The following is a 17268-nucleotide window of genomic DNA, read 5'->3' as shown; positions in this document are numbered from 1 at the left end:
ACCGGTCAGGCGGGGACGGGGGACGCGAACGTGGCCGCGGTACGGCCCAGCAGCGGGGGGAAGTCGCGCAGCACGGCCGCGAGGTCGTCCAGGTCGCCGTCGACCAGGGCCTGCGGCCCGTCGCAGAGGGCCTGCTCGGGGTGCGGGTGCATGTCGACGATCAGGCCGTCGGCCCCGGCCGCGACCGCGGCCCGGGACAGCGGCAGCACGAGGTCGCGCCGGCCGCCGGAGTGCGACGGGTCGACGATCACCGGCAGGTGCGACAGCCGCTGGACGACCGGGACCGCCGAGACGTCGAGCGTGTTGCGGGTGGCGGGCTCGTAGGTGCGGATGCCGCGCTCGCACAGCACGATGTCGAGGTTGCCGCGCTGGGCGATGTACTCGGCCGCCATCAGCCACTCCTCGATGGTCGCCGTCATGCCCCGCTTCAGCATGACCGGCTTGCCCGCCGCGCCCACGGCCTGCAGCAGCGCGAAGTTCTGCGCGTTGCGGGTGCCGACCTGCAGCATGTCGGCGTACGACGCCACCAGCGCCACGTCGTGGGCGTCCACGACCTCGGTGACGATCGGCAGCCCGGTCTGCTCGCGCACGTCGGCCAGGATGCGCAGGCCCTCCTCGCCCAGGCCCTGGAAGGCGTACGGCGAGGTGCGCGGCTTGAAGGCGCCGCCGCGCAGCAGCGTCGCGCCCGCCGCCTTGGCCATCAGCGCGGCCTCCAGCGTCTGCCGCGGCGTCTCGACCGCGCACGGGCCCGCGATCAGGGTGACGGTGTCCGGGCCGATCGGCACGCCGCGCACGGTCACCGTGGAGCGCTGCGGGTGGTTCTCCCTGCTCACGAGCTTGTACGGCGTGGAGACGCGCACGACGTCCGCGACGCCCCGCATGCCGCGCAGGTTCAGTGCGGCGAACTGCTCCACGTCGCCGACGAGGCCGACGATCGTACGGTTCACGCCGCGGCTCGTGAACGCCTCCCCTCCGGCCGCGGCGACGAGGCCGATGATCGCCTCGATGTCGTCCTGGGTGGCTTCCGGGGTCATGACGATGACCATGGTGACTCCTGTCGCGTGAGCGGTGAACGGTGCGGGTCCGGAAAACGACGAAGGCCCCGGGTCCGTGTGGACCCGGGGCCTTCGTTCGCCGTGGCTGTCAGCGCAGCGCATGGAGGCGATCGGTCCTCACGGGTCCGTCGCCATACCAAAACGACCAAGCGGTGCGCATGCGACGCAATATAGCGCATGGTTTCATGATCGTGCCCCACTGTGCGTCAGGGGGCCGGTGCGGTCGTGCCAGCGGCGGATGGCAGGATGGCCTGCGTGCCGGAGAAACCTGAGGAGGAGACGCGCCTGCCACCGGGCCAGTACGTCCCACGCGGACAGCCGGTCGTCCACTACGGAAGGGTCCCGGGGTTCCGCCCGGAGACGTGGCGTTTCCAGGTGTTCGGCGCCACGGCCTCGGGCCGGGTCCACGAGTTCTCGTGGGAGGAGTTCTCCTCCCTGCCCACGGCGACGGTCGTGGCGGACTTCCACTGCGTCACCAAGTTCTCCATCATGGGCAACGAGTGGAGCGGCGTTCCCACGTCGGCGCTGCTCGAACGCGTCCCCCCGGCGCACGGCGTGCGCCACGTCATGGTCTGGGCCGAGTACGGCTACAGCGCCAACCTGCGACTGTCCGACTTCGACCGCCCGACCACGCTGTTCGCCACGCACCTCGACGAGAACCGGCTGTCCCCCGAGCGCGGCCACCCCGTACGGATCGTGGTGCCCCACCTGTACGCCTGGAAGAGCGTGAAGTGGGTGCGCGCGGTCGAGTACCTGACCGAGGACCGGCGCGGGTTCTGGGAGGATCGCGGCTACCACAACGTAGCCGACCCCTGGAAAGAGCAGCGCTACTCATACCAGGAGGACCCGGGCGACGGCCCGCCGTGAGGCCGCCGAGCGGCTACGGTGTCCGGCGTGTCTTCAGCCGTATGGGTCACGCTGTGCGCGCTCTGCGGGGTCTGCGGCGGCGCGCTGGGCCGCGCCCTCGCCCGCCGCGGGCCGTCTTCCGGTGAGCCGCCGGGTGAGGCGACGTTCCTCGCCCTGCGTGTGGCCGGACTGGCCGCGGGCTCGCTGCGCGCCGGGCTCACCAGAGGCGCCGCCCGCCGTTCCGTACGGCACCTGCGGGCGTTGCTCGGCGCCGCCGGCCTCGCCGTCGCCACGGACGACCGGGTCCTGGCCAGGGACGGCACGGGGGTGCCGGCGGACGAGGCGGTGCTCGCCGAGGTGCGCGCGGCCATGGCGACCGGCAGGCCGCGCGCCGCCCCCGCCCGGGGGGACGCCCGGCACGGCGTGGTGGTCCCGTTGACCGTGGAGGACCGGGTGGTCGGCGCGCTCGCGGCCTACGACGCGGAGGCCGGCGCCGCCCTGCTGCGCACGGCGGCCGAGGTGGGCCGCTGGATGTCCGGCCAGCTCGAACTCGCCGAGCTCGACGCCTCCCGGAGGCGGACGCTGGAGGCGGAGGCGCGGGCCCTGCGGGCGCAGATCTCGCCCCACTTCGTGTACAACTCGCTGACCACGATCGCGTCGTTCGTCCGGACCGAGCCCGAACGTGCCCGCGAGCTGCTGCTCGACTTCGCCGACTTCATCCGGTACGCGCTGCGCCGGGCGGCCGACTTCACCTCGCTCGCCGACGAACTGGGCTGCGTGGACCGCTACCTGCTGCTGGAGCAGGCGAGGTTCGGCGACCGGCTGCGCTTCACCGTGCAGGTCGCACCCGAGGTGCTGAAGGTCGACGTGCCGTTCCTGTGCCTGCAGCCCCTGGTGGAGAACGCCATCAAGCACGGCATGCCGGGGGAGGTCCGGGTTGTGATCAGGGACGCGGGGCCGGAGGCGCACATCTGGGTCGAGGACGACGGCGTCGGCATGGACCCCGAGCATCTGCGGGCCGCGCTCGCGGAGGAGGGCAGCGGCATCGGGCTGAGCAACGTGGACCTGCGCATGCGCCACCTCTACGGCCAGGACTACGGGCTCATGGTCGAGACGGCGCCCGGCGAGGGAACCCGCATCCGGCTGCGCATCCCTAAGAACCGTCCCCGCGCAGTCCCGGCCCGGGCCTGACCGGGCGGACGATCAGCCGGTCAGGAGCGGGAGCCGGAACACGAAGCGGGCGCCCCGCGGGGAGTCCTCGACGCACAGGCTGCCGTTGTGCGCCGCGGCGATCGCCCGGCACAGGGCCAGGCCGAGCCCGCTGCCGTCAGGATCCAGACGGCGTCCCGCTTCCAGCCGCATAAAGGGTTCGAAGATGCGCTCCCTGTCCTCCTCGGCGACGCCGTCGCCGTCGTCCAGCACGACCACCAGCGCCTGGGCGCCGTCGCGTCCGGCGGTCACGTCCACCTGGCCGATGGCATGGCGCTGGGCGTTCACCAGCAGGTTCGTCACGATGCTGGCCAACTGCACGCGGTTGCCGAAGACCCGCACGCCGGGCTCGGCCCTGGCGCACACCGGCACGCCTGTCGTACGCGCCGCCGCCTCGGCGCGTACGAGCGCCCCGAGATCGACCGGTTCGGACGAGCACGGCGTGTTCCGGAGCCGGGCGAAGGCGAGCATCTCGTCGATGATCTGCTGCATGCGGTCGGCGGCCGGCAGCGACCTGGCGATCGCCTGCCGTGCGTCCGTCTCCGGGTAGAGCAGCGCCTCCTCCAGCCCCGTGCGCAGGCCGGTGAGCGGAGACTTGAGCTCGTGGGACACGATGGCGGCGAACTCCCGCTGCCGCGTGACCGCCGACTCCAGCCGGCCGAGCGTCTGGTTGGCGGCACGGGCCAGCTGTGCGATCTCGTCCCGGCCGGACGGCTGCGGCACCCGCAGGGACAGGTCGTTGGCGTTGATCTCCGACATCCGCTGCCGGATCGCGTTGATGGGGCGCAGGATGCGGCCTGCCGCCCGCCAGGTCGTCCACGTCCACAGGGCCGCGAGCAGCACCCCGCCGGCCCCGATGAGGAACTCCAGTCGCTGTCCGCGCAGGACGGGCGGCTGGTCCGTGCCGGCGTAGACGAAGTGGGGCTCGCCATACCAGAGCTCCCAGGACTGCAGGGACGGGACCCGGGCGGCGGTGAGCAGGACGCACGGCTCGCTCTCGGGGCACTCGGTCACGTCGCGGAAACGGTTCTCCTCGGTCGGCCGGACCGTGCTCAGCGGCCGGTCGCCGGCCATGGGCCCGGCCGCCGTCACCCGGCCCCGCGAGTCGACGAGTTGGACGAGCGGGACCCGCGCCGTCGGCGTCGGCGGCGGAACCTGCCCGCGTTCCATCAGGCCGATCCACTCGGTGGCGACGCGGCGTGTCTCGCTGAATATCTCGCTCTCGACCCGGTTCCGGATCAGCAGGCACAGGCCGGCGCCGATCACCGCGGCGACGAGCACGGACACCGCCGCCACGGCCAGCGTCACCCGTGTCTGGATGGAGTTGGAGAGGGGAAGGAACGTGCCCGGCCTTATGCTCATCCAAGTTCCTCGTTCGGCCTGGTCTCCTCCTCACAGTAGACAGTCCTGGCGGACAAAAGCCTATTTAGGGGCAAAACAGCGAATAGCTCTACCTACTCTTGGCCTGACGCTTGGCTCGGCACCTGACGCGATGGTCACGCAGGGTATCGGGAAAGATACCTACCGATCGGTCACCCCTTGCGCGGGGGGCGGGACAGGCGGCACGGTGTAGGCCATGCTGCGTGTCCTCGCGGTGGACGACGAGGTCCCCGCCCTGTCCGAGCTCGCCTTCCTGCTCCGCCAGGACGCCCGGGTCGAGCACGTGAGGACGGCGACCGACGGCGGGGCCGCCCTGCACGACATGGTCCAGATGATCGCCGACGGGGAGCGCCTGGACGGCGTCTTCCTCGACGTGCGCATGCCCGGCCTCGACGGCCTGGACCTGGCCCGGCTCATCGGCGGGTTCCCCACGCCGCCCCGTCTGGTCTTCGTCAGCGCCCACGACTGCGCCGTCCAGGCGTTCGAGCTGGAGGCCGTCGACTACCTGCTCAAGCCCGTACGGCCGGAACGCCTGGCGGAGGCCGTACGCCGCCTCTCGGCCGCGGTGGCGCCTCCCGGCGCCGAGGAGGACCTGGAGACGATTCCGGTCGAGCTCGGGGGCCGCACGAAGTTCGTGGCGCGGCAGGACGTGTGCTACGCCGAGGCCCACGGCGACTACGTCCGCCTGCACACGGCCGACGCCGCCTACCTCGTACGGATGTCCCTCGCGGCGCTGGAACGCCGCTGGGCGGGCGCGGGGTTCGTCCGGGCGCACCGCAGCACCCTGGTCAACGCCCGGCACGTGAGCGAGCTGCGCTTCGACGCCGGCCGGGTGGTCCTGCAGGTGGGTAGCGAGGCGCTGCCGGTGAGCAGGCGGCACACCCGCCAGGTGCGCGAGCAGCTCGTCCGCCAGTTCCGTCCCTGAGCCTGCGCGCGATCACGTCACAGCTGCGGCGTCTCAGGAGTGGGCCGGGGACACGACCATGCCGCTCTCGAAGGCGCGGGTCACGGCGGCGGCGACACCGTGCCGGGGGAGCAGTCCCTTCTCGGCCGCCTCCCAGCCGGTGTAGGTGAGGGCCCACAGCACCTGCTGGATCCACTCGGCGCTGACGCCCGGGTCGAACACGCCCTCGGCCTGGCCGCGCTCGATGAGGCCGACGGTGGTCGGCACCGACAGATCCGGTTCGAAGCAGTCCGTGAACTCCTCCAGCACCCGGGGGTCGCCGAACAGGAACGCCAGGCGGTCCCCGGCGTCCACCAGGGCGGCGATCAGTCTGCGCATCGCCTCGAGCGGCGGGCCCTGGTCGATGGCCGCCTCGGCCGTCGCTTGCTCCACCACGCGGAAGGAGTCGACGACCGCCGCGTTCACGAGGTCCTGCCGGTCGGAGAAGTAGCGGTGCAGCGTGCTGCGGCCGATCTGCGCGGCTGAGGCGATGGCCGCGAGCGTCGCGCCGCGGTCGCGGGCGAGGACCGAGGCCGCCGCGGCGAGGATGGCACGGCGCGTACGGCTGCGCGTGCCCGATTCCCTGGTGTCGGTCACGCCCGGAAGGCTAGCAGCGCTTCCACTACGAGACGATCGCGGTTGAAAATGAGACACCTAAGTCCCATTATGGAATTATGAACTCCTATTCCATCGTCGCTGAGGGGCTGGGCAAGCGCTACAGCGACGCCAGAGCCCTGGACGGGTTCGACCTGAGGGTCGCCGGCGGGAGCGTGTGCGCGCTTCTCGGCCCGAACGGCGCGGGCAAGACCACCGCCGTCCGCGTGCTGACCACGCTGGCGCGGCCGGACTCCGGCCGCGCGCTCGTGGCCGGGTTCGACGTCGCGCGGCAGCCGGCCGAGGTGCGCCGCCGCATCGGCCTGGCCGGGCAGGAGGCGGCCGTGGACGAGATCCTCACCGGACGGGAGAACCTCGAGATGTGGGGGCGGCTCCACCACCTCGGCGCGGCGGCGGCGCGCCGTCGCGCCGGCGAGCTCCTGGAGCGGTTCGGGCTGTCCGAGGCGGCGGGCCGGCGGGTCAAGAACTACTCCGGTGGCATGCGGCGCCGTCTCGACCTGGCCGCCGCGTTCATCCAGGCTCCGCGCGTGCTGTTCCTCGACGAGCCGACCACCGGTCTCGACCCCCGCAGCCGCACGGAGGTCTGGCGCGCCGTGCGCGGCCTCGCCGACGCCGGCAGCACCGTGCTCATGACGACGCAGTACCTGTTCGAGGCCGACCAGCTCGCCCGGCAGATCGCGGTGATCGACGGAGGGAAGGTCATCGCGGACGACACCCCCGAGCGCCTGAAGTCGCTGATCGGCGGCGACCACCTCGATCTCGTCGTGCGCGATCCCGCCCGCCTCGGCGACGCCGCCGCGGTCCTCGCGGCCGTCGCGCAGGCCGAGCCCGTCGCCGACGCGGACACGCGCCGCCTGACCGCCCCCGTACGCGACCGCGTCGGGGCGCTCACCACGGTCGTACGCGAGCTTGAGCGGCGCGGCATCGACGTCGAGGACGTCTCCCTGCGGCGTCCGACGCTGGACGAGGTGTTCCTGAGCCTCACGGCGGAGGCGGCCGCGTGAGCGCCCTCACCGCCCCGGACGCGCCGCCCCGGTGGGGCGAGCGGCTGCGCTGGACGCTGTCGGATGCGTCGGTCATCGCCCGCACCAATCTCAAGCACTGGGTCCGCAACCCGGCCGCGGTCCTCAACCTGACGCTGTATCCGATCGTCATGGTCGTCCTGTTCGGCTACGTCCTCGGCAGCGCGATGAACGTCGCGGGCGGCGGCGACTACCGGGAGTTCCTGATGCCGGGCATGTTCTCCCAGACGATGGCGATGGGCGTGATGACCACGATGACGGTGGTCAGCCTGCAGACCGCCCGCGGAGTGACCGACCGCTACCGCTCGATGCCGATCTCGCGGCCCGGCGTGGTGCTGGGGCGCACCTTCGCCGACATCGTCAACTCGGTGCTCGAACTGCTGGTCCTGCTCGCGTGCGGCCTGGTCGCCGGATGGAGCTGGCACCGGGGGATCGGCGGCGCCCTGGCCGCCGTGGGCCTGCTCCTCCTGCTGCGCTTCGCACTCATCTGGGTGGGGATCTACCTCGGGCTGGTGCTCACCCCGGAGGCGGCGGCCGCGGCCTGGCTGCCACTGCTGCCACTCACGATGCTGGCCAACACCTTCGTCTCCCCGGCGCTCCTGCCGGGCCCGCTCGGGGCGATCGCGGAGTGGAACCCGCTGTCGGCGACGGTCACCGCGTGCCGGATGCTGTTCGGCAATCCCGGCTGGCAGGGCGACTCCTGGGCCGCCGAGCACGCCCTCGCGCTGGCGATCGGCTGGCCGCTGCTGATCACGCTCGTCTTCCTGCCCCTGTCCGTCCGCCGCTACCGCCGCCTCGGCGGCTGAGCTTCGCGCATTCGGTGGCCCGGCCGGGCCCGGGGCGTCTTCACGCGCCCCGATCAACCGCTCGTCGCCTCCTGAGGCCCGCTCGTCGTGCGGGAGCGGGCCGCATGGCGCTAACTAGAGACCGCTCGTCCGAACGGCCATCCCCCCGCCCGACTACACCTCGTAGTCTTTCGCACGTCGCAAGACACGCGGGGTAATCACAAAGTGAGCAGATTGTCACCGGTTGGTTACCAAGCGGGGCCCTACTCGGGGGGGAAGGGCCCCGCCGACGCGTATCGGGGGGGTGCGCGGCGATCCGGCCATACGGGGGCCCGGATCGCCGCGAACGCCCGGCTCCTTCGCAGAGACCAGCGGCGCGGTACGGCCCCACCGGGGTGACGCTGATCAGTCGCCGCGCAGCTGCTTGAGCAGCTCGATGTCCTCGCGGTGCTTGTCCACCTTGCCCGGGGTCTCGATGCAGAACGGCACCCCGGCCGCCGCGGGATGGCGCATCAGCTCGCCGAACGCCTGGGCGCCGATGTGCCCCGCCCCGATGTTCTCGTGCCGGTCCCGCTTCGAACCGCAGGGGTCCTTCGAGTCGTTGGCGTGGATCAGCCTGAGCCGGCCCGGGGCCACCTCGTTCAGCGCGTCCATCATCTCCTTCACCCCGCCCGGCGCGGCCAGGTCGTGCCCCGCGGCGAAGGCGTGGCAGGTGTCGAGGCACACGCCGACCTTGGGGTGGTGGTCGAGGGCCTCCAGATAGGGCCCGAGGTCCTGCACGGTCGCGCACAGCATCTGGCCCTGGCCCGCCATCGGTTCGAGCAGCAGGTCGGGGCCGTCGGCGGGCAGCTCGTCCAGCACCGGCAGCAGGCGCTCGTGGATCTGGCGCATCGCGTCCTCGCGCGACTGGCTCACGGCCGAGCCGGTGTGGACGACCACGCCGAGCGCGCCGGTCTCGACGCCCCTCCGCAGCGTGTGGCGGATGACCGCGATCGAGTTCTCCAGGGTCTCCGGGGTCGGCGACCCGCAGTTCACGAGATACGCGGCATGCAGGAAGACCGGCACGCCCGACTCGCGCAGCTTGGCGTCCTCGGCGGGGTTCCCCTCGCTGAGCGCCCAGCCGCGCGGATTGGTGACGAAGACCTGGACCATCTCGGCGCCGATGTCGGCCGCGTACTTCAGCCCGCCCTTGGCCAGGCCGCCGGCGACGAAGACGTGTCCGCCGATGAGATTCGAAGGAGTCATGATGACCTCCAGGCTAGTGCCGCCCCCTTTGTCACAACGTACAAAGGGGGCCCGGGAGCAGGGCGCGCGGTTCGGACTTCGCGCCGCTGGATCCCGCCGCGGCGCGGCGGTTGACTGACGGGCATGCGCGAACTCAGCCGCGAGGACCTGCGGTCCTGCTGCTCCTCCACCACCTGGGTGGAGGAGGTCGCCGCGCGCGGGCCGTACGAGGATCTCGACGGGCTCCGCCGCGCGAGCGAGTCGGCCCTCGCGGTGCTGAACCGGGACGACGTGCTGGAGGCGCTGGCGGCGCATCCGCGCATCGGCGAGCGGCCCGGTGGCGCGGGACGCGAGGCCGAGTGGTCGCGCGCCGAGCAGGCCGGGACCGCGGACGCCGGAGGGGACGTGCTCGGCGCGCTCCGCGAGGGCAACGCCGCCTACGAGAGCCGCTTCGGCCACGTCTACCTGGTCTGCGCGGCCGGACGGACCGCCGGCGAGCTGCTGGCACTGCTGCACGAGCGGCTCGGCCACGACGAGGAGACCGAGCGGAAGGTCGTCCGCGAGGAACTGGCGAAGATCGTCGATCTGCGGCTGGCCAAGCTCTGGGAGGGCCGGTGAGCCTTTCGACCCACGTGCTCGACACCGCCGCCGGGCGGCCGGCCAAGGACGTGTTCGTACGGCTGTCGCGGCGCGCCGCGCACGGGTTCGTGCCGGTGGCGGAGGGCCGCACCGACGGCGACGGCCGCATCCGGGAGTGGACCCCGCTGGGCCGGGAGTGGGATCCGGCAGGGGACCCCCGCCCGGGGACCTACCGGCTCGTGTTCGACACCGGCGCCTACCTGGGGGACGAGGCGTTCTTCCCTGAGGTGAGCGTCGTGTTCGCCATCAGGGAGGCCGGCGAGCATTACCACGTGCCGCTGCTGCTGAGCCCGTTCGCCTACTCGACCTACCGGGGGAGCTAGCGTGGCCGTTCTGGGGCCCAACAGGTACGGCAAGGCCGAGACGAGGGTCGTGCGGGTGACCCGGCACGGCGACGCCCACCGGATCAAGGACCTCACCGTCAGCACGGCGCTGTCGGGCGACATGACCGAGGTCCACCTGACCGGGGACAACTCCGCCGTCCTGCCCACCGACACGCAGAAGAACACGGTCTTCGCGTTCGCCAAGAAGCACGGCGTCGGGGCGAGTGAGGACTTCGCGCTGCTGCTGGCGCGCCACTTCGTGGACTCCCAGCCCGCGATCCACCACGCGAGGGTCGCGATCGAGGAGCACGCCTGGGAGCGTAACGGCGCGTTCGGGCACTCGTTCGTCCGCTGCGGCCGTGAGGTCCGCACCTGCGTGGCCCACCACGACGGGACGCGTTCGTGGGTGGTCTCCGGGCTGCGCGACCTCGTCGTGCTGAACACGACCAACTCGGAGTTCTGGGGCTTCGCGAAGGACGAGTACACGACGCTGCCGGAGACCCGCGACCGCGTCCTCGCCACCGCCGTGGACGCCGCGTGGCGGCACGCGGACGTCTCCCAGGACTGGGACAAGACGTATGAGAACGCCCGGGGCGCCCTGCTCGCGGCATTCGCCGACACCTACAGCCTGTCGCTGCAGCAGACGCTGTACGCGATGGGCACCCGGGTGCTGGCCGAGTGCCCGGGGGTCTGCGAGGTGCGGCTGTCGCTGCCGAACAAGCACCATTTCCTGGTGGACCTCGCGCCCTTCGGCCTGGACAACGACGGCGAGGTCTTCTTCGCCGCCGACCGGCCGTACGGGCTGATCGAGGGCGCGGTGCTGCGCGAGGACGCGCCCGGCGCCGGCCCGGCCTGGGAGTAGCCGATGGACTTCCTGCGACCGCGGACCTGGGCGGAGGCCCTGGAGCTGAAGGCCGAGCGGCCCGAGGCCACGCCCATCCAGGGCGGCACCGACGTCATGGTGGAGATCAACCTCGACAAGGGCCGCCCGGCCGCCCTGCTCGACCTCACACCGATCCCCGAGCTCCGGGAGTGGTCGCGGGAGGGCGTCGAGATCCGCGTGGGCGCGGGCGTGACCTACTCCCGGCTGATCGCCGAGCTCGGGGCCGATCTGCCCGGTCTGGCCCAGGCGTCCCGTACGGTCGGGTCGCCGCAGATCCGCAACCGGGGCACGGTCGCGGGCAACCTCGGGGCGGCCTCGCCCGCGGGCGACAGCCACCCGCCGCTGCTGGCCTGCGGCGCGGTCGTGGAGGCCGAGTCGGTGCGCGGCGCCCGGCTGATCCCGATCCGGCAGTTCTACACCGGCGTGAAGCGCAACGCGCTCGCGCCCGACGAGCTGATCCGCGCCGTGCGCGTCCCGGCCGCCACCGGCCCGCAGTACTTCTCCAAGGTCGGCACCAGGAACGCCATGGTGATCGCGGTGTGCTCGTTCGCGACCGCGTTGGAGCCGGGGGAGCGGCGGGTGGGCACCGGTATCGGCTCGGCCGCGCCGACCCCGCGCCGCGCCCCGGACGCCGAGGACTTCGCGTCCGGCGCGCTGGACTGGGACGGCCGCGGCCCGCTCGATCCCGCCGTGGCCCGCCGGTTCGGCGAACTCGTGGCGGCCGCCGCCGCGCCGATCGACGACGTGCGGGGCCGCGCCGCCTACCGCACGCACGCGCTGGCCGTCATGGCGCGCCGCGCGCTGGGCTGGGCGTGGGACGACCTCAGGGGGAGCGCGTGATGAGGGTGAACGTGACCGTGAACGGCCGCCCGATGACGGCCGACGACGTGTGGGAGGGCGAGAGCCTGCTGTACGTCCTGCGTGAGCGGCTCGGCCTGCCGGGCGCCAAGAACGCCTGCGAGCAGGGCGAATGCGGCTCCTGCACCGTCTATCTCGACCGTACGCCGGTCTGCGCCTGCCTGGTCGCCGCCGGTCAGGCGGAGGGGCGCGAGGTGGTGACGGTCGAGGGGCTGGCCGCCGGCGGCGGGCCGGACGGTGAAGCCGACGGCGGGTTGCACGAGGTGCAGCGCGCGTTCGTGGACGCGGGGGCCGTGCAGTGCGGGTTCTGCACCCCCGGTCTCGTCGTCCAGGCCCACGCGCTGCTCGCGGGCGCCGACGGGGTGCCGCCGGACGCCGACATCCGGGAGGCCCTGGCGGGCAACCTGTGCCGCTGCACCGGATACGAGAAGATCCTCGACGCCGTCCGCCTCGCCGCAGCCCGCCGTCACCCCACGCCGTGATCTTGTAGTTCGTCGCACGCAATCGCCGTGACCTGCGGCATTCCGTGATCATGGCGCCTGCACCATCAGACCTGGGAGTATCCATTGCGTGATCTCGCACCACGACGAGTGGTCATCGAGAACGCCCACGTCGTCCCGGTCGTGGGAGAGGAGATCCCGTCCGGTCACGTCGTCGTGGAGGACGGTTTGATCACGGCGGTCGGCCCCGGCCCGGCGGCGGCCGTCCCCGAGGGGGCCGAACGCGTCGACGGCACCGGCTGCCTCGCCACCCCCGGCCTGGTCAACACCCACCACCACCTCTACCAGTGGGCGTCCCAGGGGGTGACACCGGACGGGACGCTGTTCGAGTGGCTGGTGGCGAGCTACCGGCTGTGGGCCCGCATGGACGCCGAGGTGGTGGCGGGCGCCGCGACGGCGGGCCTGGCCTGGCTGGCCCTGTCGGGCTGCACGACCTCCACCGACCACCACTACGTCTTCCCGAAGGGCAGGGGAGACCTGTTCGAGGCGGAAATCGAGGCCGCGCGCCGGGTCGGGCTGCGCTTCCACCCCTGCCGGGGGTCGATGGACCGGGGCGCCTCGCGCGGCGGCCTGCCGCCGGACGAGGTCGTGGAGGACATCGACGAGATCCTCCGGGCCACCGACGACGCGATCCGGAAATATCATGATCCGTCGTTCGGGTCGATGCTGCGCGTCGCGGTCGCCCCCTGCTCGCCGTTCTCGGTCAGCGGCGAGCTCATGACCCGCTCGGCCGACCTCGCGCGCTCCCACGGCGTACGGCTGCACACGCATGTGGCCGAGACGGCCGACGAGGACGAGCACTGCAGGGAACAGTTCGGCGTGCTGCCCGTCGAGTACCTCGACGACCTCGGCTGGCTGGGCCCGGACGTGTGGCTCGCCCACTGCGTCCACCTGACCGACAAGGACGTGCGGCGCTTCGCCGAGACCGGCACGGGCACGGCCCACTGCCCGTCGTCGAACGGCCGTCTCGGTGCGGGCATCGCCCGGATCACCGATCTGCTGGCGGCGGGCGCGCCGGTCGGGCTGGGCGTCGACGGCGCGGCCTCCAGTGAGATGACCCCGCTTGCCGGGGAGATCCGCATGGCCGTCCTCACGCAGCGGGCCCGGTACGGCCCGCGCGCGCTGACCGCCCGCCAGGCTCTGGAGATGGCCACACTCGGCGGCGCCCGCTGCCTCGGCCGGGAGGCCGAGATCGGCTCGCTGGAGCCCGGCAAGCTCGCCGACGTCGCGCTGTGGCGGCTCGGCGGCTTCCACGCCGCGATCGACGATCCCGTCGTGGCGTTCGCGTACGGCGCCACGCCGCCGCTGGAACGGCTGCTGGTGGGCGGCCGGACCGTCGTGGCGGGCGGCGAGCTGCGCACGGTCTCCGGCGAGGAGGCCGCGCGGGCCGGGGCCGCCGCCCATCGCCGCCTGACCATCGGAGATCATGTCTGAGACATCCCGGACGGACCGAGGGAGCAGGGCATGACAGGGCACGTCGTCATCGCGGTGGACAAGTTTCGCGGGTCGCTCACCGCGCCCGAGGTCGCCGCGCACGTGGCCGCCGGTCTGGGTGACGTGCCCGTCGTCGAGCTCCCGGTGGCGGACGGGGGCGACGGCACCGTCGACGCGGTCGTGGCGAGCGGCTTCACCCGGGTCGCGACGGAGGTGACCGGGCCCGCCGGGAACCCGGTCACGGCGAGCTACGCCGTACGCGACGAGCCCGGCGCACGGGTCGCCGTGATCGAACTGGCCGAGGCGTCGGGCCTGCGCAGGCTACCGGCGGATCCGGCGCCGCTGACCGCCACCAGCCGCGGCACCGGTGAGCTCGTCGCCCACGCCGTACGGCACGGCGCGACCCGCGTCGTGCTCGGCCTCGGCGGCAGCGCCTGCACCGACGGCGGCGCGGGGATGGCCCAGGCCCTCGGCGTACGGCTGCTCGACGCGGCCGGGAACGACCTGCCGCCCGGCGGGGCCGCGCTGCGCGACCTGCACACCGTCGACGTCTCCGGACGCCTGCGCGGGTTCGAGGTGATCGTGGCGAGCGACGTGGACAACCCGCTGCTCGGGCCGTACGGCGCGGCGGCGGTGTACGGCCCGCAGAAGGGGGCGAGCCCGCAGGACGTGGCCGTGCTGGAGGCCGGGCTGGCCCGGCTGGCGGCCGTGGCCGCGCACACCCACGGCCTCGCGGGCGCCGCCGAGCACGACGGCGTGGTCCGTGCGATGGGCGTGGCCGGGCGGCCGGGGGCCGGGGCCGCGGGCGGGGTGGGCTTCGGCGCGCTGACGTTCCTGAACGCCGAGATCCGGCCGGGCATCGGCTATCTGCTGGACCTCGTGGAGTTCGACCGGCACGTCGAGGGTGCCCGGCTGGTCGTCACCGGTGAGGGTTCGATCGACGAGCAGACCCTGCGCGGCAAGGCCCCGGTGGGCGTCGCGGCGGCGGCGGCCAAGCACGGCGTGCCGGTCGTCGCGGTCTGCGGCCGGCGGTCGGTGGGCGACGACGAGTTGCGGGCGGCCGGCATCGAGGCGGCGTACGCGCTGACCGACGTCGAGCCCGACGTGAGCCGCTGCATGGCCGAGGCCGGGCCGCTGCTGGAGAAGCTCGCGGCGCGGGTCGCCGCCCGGCATCTCACGACATGAGGAGTGGCGCGTGGGGGAACCGTACGACCTGGTGGTGAGGTCCCGGCGGACCGTGACCCCGGAGGGGGAGCGTCCGCTCGCGGTCGCCGTACGCGGCGGTGTGATCGCCGCCCTGTGTCCCTACGACGAGCCACCGGCGGCGGAGGAGTCCGCCGACCTCGGCGAACTGCCGCTGCTGCCCGGGCTGGTCGACTCCCACGTGCACGTCAACGAGCCCGGCCGTACTCACTGGGAGGGCTTCGCGACCGCCACCAAAGCGGCGGCGGCCGGGGGCGTGACCACCATCGTGGACATGCCGCTCAACTCGCTGCCCCCGACCGTGGACGTGGCGGCGCTGAAGGTCAAGCGGAAGGCCGCCGAGGGGCGGTGCCACGTGGACGTCGCCTTCTGGGGTGGTGCGATCCCCGGCAACCTCGCCGACCTGCGGCCCCTGCACGAGGCCGGTGTGGCGGGCGTCAAGTGCTTCCTTTCGCCGTCCGGGGTGGACGAGTTCCCGGCGCTCGACCGCGAGGGGCTGCGGGCGGCGCTGGCGGAGGTGGCGGCCTTCGGCGGCCTGCTGATCGCGCACGCCGAGGACCCCGGCCTGCTGTCCGACCCCCGCGGCCCGGCGTACGGCGACTTCCTCAGGTCGCGCCCCCAGGAGGCCGAGCGCAGGGCCGTCGAGCAGGTGATCGCCCTCGCGGCGGAGACGGGCGCGCGGGCGCACATCGTGCACGTGTCGGCCGCCGCCTGCGTCGAACCGCTGCGCGCGGCGCAGGCGGCGGGGGGGCGCGTCACCGCCGAGACCTGCCCCCACTATCTGACCCTGGCGGCGGAGCAGGTCACCGGGCCCGCGTACAAGTGCTGCCCGCCGATCCGGGAGGCCGCCAACCGCGACGCGCTGTGGCGGGCGCTCGCCGACGGGGTGCTCATGGGGATCGTCTCCGACCACTCCCCGTCGACGCCCGACCTCAAGGTGCCCGACTTCGCCGAGGCCTGGGGCGGGATCTCCTCGCTCCAGGTCGGCCTGCCCGCCGTGTGGACGGCGGCTCGCGCCCGGGGCCACGGCCTGACCGACGTGGCGCGCTGGATGGCCGGGGGACCGGCCCGCCTGGCCGGCCTGCCGCACAAGGGGGCGATCCGGGTGGGCGACGACGCGGACCTGGTCGCCTTCGACCCCGACGCGGAGTTCACCGTCGACGTGGCGGCGCTCCACCACCGCAACCCGGTGTCCCCCTACCACGGCGCGCGGCTCGCGGGCGTCGTACGCACCACCTGGCTGCGCGGCGTGCCCGTCGACTTCGCCGCCCCGCGCGGACGACTGCTGATCCGAGGAGCGCGATGACCGGCTTCACCCGCCTGCCCGACCTCGCCCTGCGCACGTACGGCGGGTCGGTCGTGGCCGCAAACGACGAGTCGTTCGCCGAACGGGAGGCCCTGATCAGGCCGGGGCCGGCCGAGTTCCGGCCGCACACCTTCGGCGCCAAGGGCCAGGTCTACGACGGCTGGGAGACCCGGCGGCGGCGTGCGCCCGGCCACGACTGGGCGATCGTCCGGCTCGGCCTGCCGGGCGTCATCCGGGGCGTGGTGGTGGACACCGCGTGGTTCCGCGGCAACTACCCGCCGTACGCGTCGGTCGAGGCGTGCGCGGCCGAGGGCCACCCCTCGCCGGACGAGCTGGACGGCTGGGTGGAGATCGTGCCGAAGAGCCCGCTGAAGGGTGACGCGGTCCACGAGTTCGCCGTGACCGACCCCCGCCGTTTCACGCACGTGCGGCTGAACATCCTCCCCGACGGCGGCGTCGCGCGGCTGCGGGTCCACGGGCGGGTCGTTCCCGACCACGCTTTCCTGGAGGGCCTCACCGTCGACCTCGCCGCGCTGGAGAACGGCGGCCTGGTCACGGCCTGCTCCGACGAGTTCTACTCCGCGCCGAACAACGTCCTCGCACCCGGCCTGGCCCGCGACCAGTCCGAGGGCTGGGAGACCGCGCGCCGCCGCGACGGCGGCAACGACTGGCTCGTGGTCGCCCTGGCCGGGCCGGGCCGGGTGGCCGTCGCCGAGATCGACACGGCCAACCTGATCTTCAACGCCCCCGGCTGGGCGTCGCTGAAGGGCGCGGACGCGGACCGGGCGCCGCTGGAGGACGAGGACGCCTGGTTCCCGCTGCTCCCCAGGACGCGCCTGCAGCCCGACACCCGCCACCGCTTCCGACTCGACGACGACCGCAGGGTCACCCACGCCCGGCTCGACATCTACCCCGACGGCGGCCTCGCCCGCCTCCGCCTCCTCGGCACCCTCACCCCCTGAGCCATCTCGGCGACGACCTCCACATCCTCAGGGGAGCCGATCCCGACGCCGCCTGACGCCGGTCGGGGCGCGACGACGGCC

The 17268-nt window shown here is 73.4% G+C and carries 18 protein-coding genes; 14 read left to right on the top strand and 4 right to left on the bottom strand.

From position 1 onward, the window contains the following. Positions 1–5: 5 nt before the first annotated feature. Entirely contained in the window at positions 6–1046 is a 1041-nt protein-coding gene (gene aroF / locus HHX30_RS01795; protein ID WP_169978648.1) for a 3-deoxy-7-phosphoheptulonate synthase, read from the bottom strand. Positions 1047–1301: 255 nt separating this feature from the next. Here aroF and HHX30_RS01790 point away from each other — a divergent pair, with 255 nt between their 5' ends. Beyond that, positions 1302–1922 carry a molybdopterin-dependent oxidoreductase gene (locus HHX30_RS01790; RefSeq protein ID WP_169979727.1) on the top strand — a complete coding sequence of 207 codons (621 nt, stop codon included), beginning with the start codon at positions 1302–1304 and terminating at the stop codon, positions 1920–1922. Positions 1923–1949: 27 nt separating this feature from the next. Next, positions 1950–3092 carry a sensor histidine kinase gene (locus tag HHX30_RS01785; protein WP_169978646.1) on the top strand — a complete coding sequence of 381 codons (1143 nt, stop codon included), beginning with the start codon at positions 1950–1952 and terminating at the stop codon, positions 3090–3092. 12 nt (positions 3093–3104) lie between these two features. Here HHX30_RS01785 and HHX30_RS01780 read toward each other — a convergent pair whose 3' ends face one another. After that, positions 3105–4472 (bottom strand): HAMP domain-containing sensor histidine kinase, encoded by a 1368-nt coding sequence (locus tag HHX30_RS01780; protein ID WP_169978644.1) that lies wholly within the window; start codon positions 4470–4472, stop codon positions 3105–3107. A gap of 214 nt (positions 4473–4686) precedes the next feature. Here HHX30_RS01780 and HHX30_RS01775 point away from each other — a divergent pair, with 214 nt between their 5' ends. Further along, positions 4687–5415: a LytTR family DNA-binding domain-containing protein gene (locus HHX30_RS01775; RefSeq protein ID WP_169978642.1), complete on the top strand. Its 729-nt coding sequence runs from the start codon at positions 4687–4689 to the stop codon at positions 5413–5415. A gap of 33 nt (positions 5416–5448) precedes the next feature. On the opposite strand, the gene HHX30_RS01770 is transcribed toward HHX30_RS01775, so the two are convergent. Then, entirely contained in the window at positions 5449–6030 is a 582-nt protein-coding gene (locus HHX30_RS01770) for a TetR family transcriptional regulator (RefSeq protein WP_169978640.1), read from the bottom strand. A gap of 77 nt (positions 6031–6107) precedes the next feature. Between HHX30_RS01770 and HHX30_RS01765 the strand changes: the two genes are divergently transcribed. Further along, entirely contained in the window at positions 6108–7052 is a 945-nt protein-coding gene (locus tag HHX30_RS01765; protein ID WP_169978638.1) for an ATP-binding cassette domain-containing protein, read from the top strand. Next, positions 7049–7876, top strand: a complete 828-nt coding sequence (locus tag HHX30_RS01760) for an ABC transporter permease (RefSeq protein WP_169978636.1) — start codon at positions 7049–7051, stop codon at positions 7874–7876. Before HHX30_RS01765 ends, HHX30_RS01760 begins: the two co-directional genes overlap by 4 nt. 384 nt (positions 7877–8260) lie before the next feature. Here HHX30_RS01760 and HHX30_RS01755 read toward each other — a convergent pair whose 3' ends face one another. Further along, the gene (locus tag HHX30_RS01755) at positions 8261–9100 is read right to left on the bottom strand and encodes a deoxyribonuclease IV (RefSeq protein ID WP_169978634.1); all 840 of its coding nucleotides are present in this window, start codon (positions 9098–9100) and stop codon (positions 8261–8263) included. A 123-nt stretch (positions 9101–9223) separates the two neighbouring features. Between HHX30_RS01755 and uraD the strand changes: the two genes are divergently transcribed. From uraD to alc, 9 genes are all read left to right on the top strand, one after another. Further along, positions 9224–9697, top strand: a complete 474-nt coding sequence (gene uraD, locus HHX30_RS01750; RefSeq protein ID WP_169978632.1) for a 2-oxo-4-hydroxy-4-carboxy-5-ureidoimidazoline decarboxylase — start codon at positions 9224–9226, stop codon at positions 9695–9697. Beyond that, positions 9694–10041: a hydroxyisourate hydrolase gene (gene uraH / locus HHX30_RS01745; protein WP_169944691.1), complete on the top strand. Its 348-nt coding sequence runs from the start codon at positions 9694–9696 to the stop codon at positions 10039–10041. The genes uraD and uraH overlap by 4 nt, the downstream gene beginning before the upstream one ends. A gap of 1 nt (position 10042) precedes the next feature. Continuing rightward, positions 10043–10903 carry a factor-independent urate hydroxylase gene (pucL, locus tag HHX30_RS01740; RefSeq protein ID WP_169978630.1) on the top strand — a complete coding sequence of 287 codons (861 nt, stop codon included), beginning with the start codon at positions 10043–10045 and terminating at the stop codon, positions 10901–10903. 3 nt (positions 10904–10906) lie between these two features. After that, positions 10907–11764, top strand: coding sequence for a xanthine dehydrogenase family protein subunit M (locus tag HHX30_RS01735; RefSeq protein ID WP_169978628.1), 858 nt, complete (start codon positions 10907–10909; stop codon positions 11762–11764). Beyond that, positions 11764–12264: a (2Fe-2S)-binding protein gene (locus HHX30_RS01730; RefSeq protein ID WP_169978626.1), complete on the top strand. Its 501-nt coding sequence runs from the start codon at positions 11764–11766 to the stop codon at positions 12262–12264. Before HHX30_RS01735 ends, HHX30_RS01730 begins: the two co-directional genes overlap by 1 nt. A gap of 84 nt (positions 12265–12348) precedes the next feature. After that, positions 12349–13716, top strand: a complete 1368-nt coding sequence (locus tag HHX30_RS01725) for an 8-oxoguanine deaminase (protein ID WP_211591426.1) — start codon at positions 12349–12351, stop codon at positions 13714–13716. Positions 13717–13746: 30 nt separating this feature from the next. Continuing rightward, positions 13747–14901, top strand: coding sequence for a glycerate kinase (locus tag HHX30_RS01720; protein WP_169978624.1), 1155 nt, complete (start codon positions 13747–13749; stop codon positions 14899–14901). 10 nt (positions 14902–14911) lie between these two features. Further along, entirely contained in the window at positions 14912–16225 is a 1314-nt protein-coding gene (gene allB / locus HHX30_RS01715) for an allantoinase AllB (protein WP_169978621.1), read from the top strand. Continuing rightward, the gene (gene alc / locus HHX30_RS01710; RefSeq protein ID WP_169978619.1) at positions 16222–17187 is read left to right on the top strand and encodes an allantoicase; all 966 of its coding nucleotides are present in this window, start codon (positions 16222–16224) and stop codon (positions 17185–17187) included. Before allB ends, alc begins: the two co-directional genes overlap by 4 nt. Positions 17188–17268 lie beyond the last annotated feature (81 nt).

This window comes from Microbispora sp. H10836, assembly GCF_012999525.1.
In the GTDB taxonomy this organism is placed as follows: Bacteria; Actinomycetota; Actinomycetes; order Streptosporangiales; family Streptosporangiaceae; genus Microbispora.
Note: the sequence above shows the minus strand (reverse complement) of the source record. Positions and strands in the feature narration are given on the sequence as shown.

What these genes read in the sequence shown, in the direction of transcription:
- aroF (WP_169978648.1), bottom strand. Translation starts at nt 1,046, where the DNA reads ATGGTCATCGTCATGACCCCGGAAGCCACCCAGGACGACATCGAGGCG.
- HHX30_RS01790 (WP_169979727.1), top strand. Translation starts at nt 1,302, where the DNA reads ATGGCCTGCGTGCCGGAGAAACCTGAGGAGGAGACGCGCCTGCCACCG.
- HHX30_RS01780 (WP_169978644.1), bottom strand. Translation starts at nt 4,472, where the DNA reads ATGAGCATAAGGCCGGGCACGTTCCTTCCCCTCTCCAACTCCATCCAG.
- HHX30_RS01775 (WP_169978642.1), top strand. Translation starts at nt 4,687, where the DNA reads ATGCTGCGTGTCCTCGCGGTGGACGACGAGGTCCCCGCCCTGTCCGAG.
- HHX30_RS01765 (WP_169978638.1), top strand. Translation starts at nt 6,108, where the DNA reads ATGAACTCCTATTCCATCGTCGCTGAGGGGCTGGGCAAGCGCTACAGC.
- HHX30_RS01755 (WP_169978634.1), bottom strand. Translation starts at nt 9,100, where the DNA reads ATGACTCCTTCGAATCTCATCGGCGGACACGTCTTCGTCGCCGGCGGC.
- uraD (WP_169978632.1), top strand. Translation starts at nt 9,224, where the DNA reads ATGCGCGAACTCAGCCGCGAGGACCTGCGGTCCTGCTGCTCCTCCACC.
- HHX30_RS01735 (WP_169978628.1), top strand. Translation starts at nt 10,907, where the DNA reads ATGGACTTCCTGCGACCGCGGACCTGGGCGGAGGCCCTGGAGCTGAAG.
- HHX30_RS01730 (WP_169978626.1), top strand. Translation starts at nt 11,764, where the DNA reads ATGAGGGTGAACGTGACCGTGAACGGCCGCCCGATGACGGCCGACGAC.
- HHX30_RS01720 (WP_169978624.1), top strand. Translation starts at nt 13,747, where the DNA reads ATGACAGGGCACGTCGTCATCGCGGTGGACAAGTTTCGCGGGTCGCTC.
- alc (WP_169978619.1), top strand. Translation starts at nt 16,222, where the DNA reads ATGACCGGCTTCACCCGCCTGCCCGACCTCGCCCTGCGCACGTACGGC.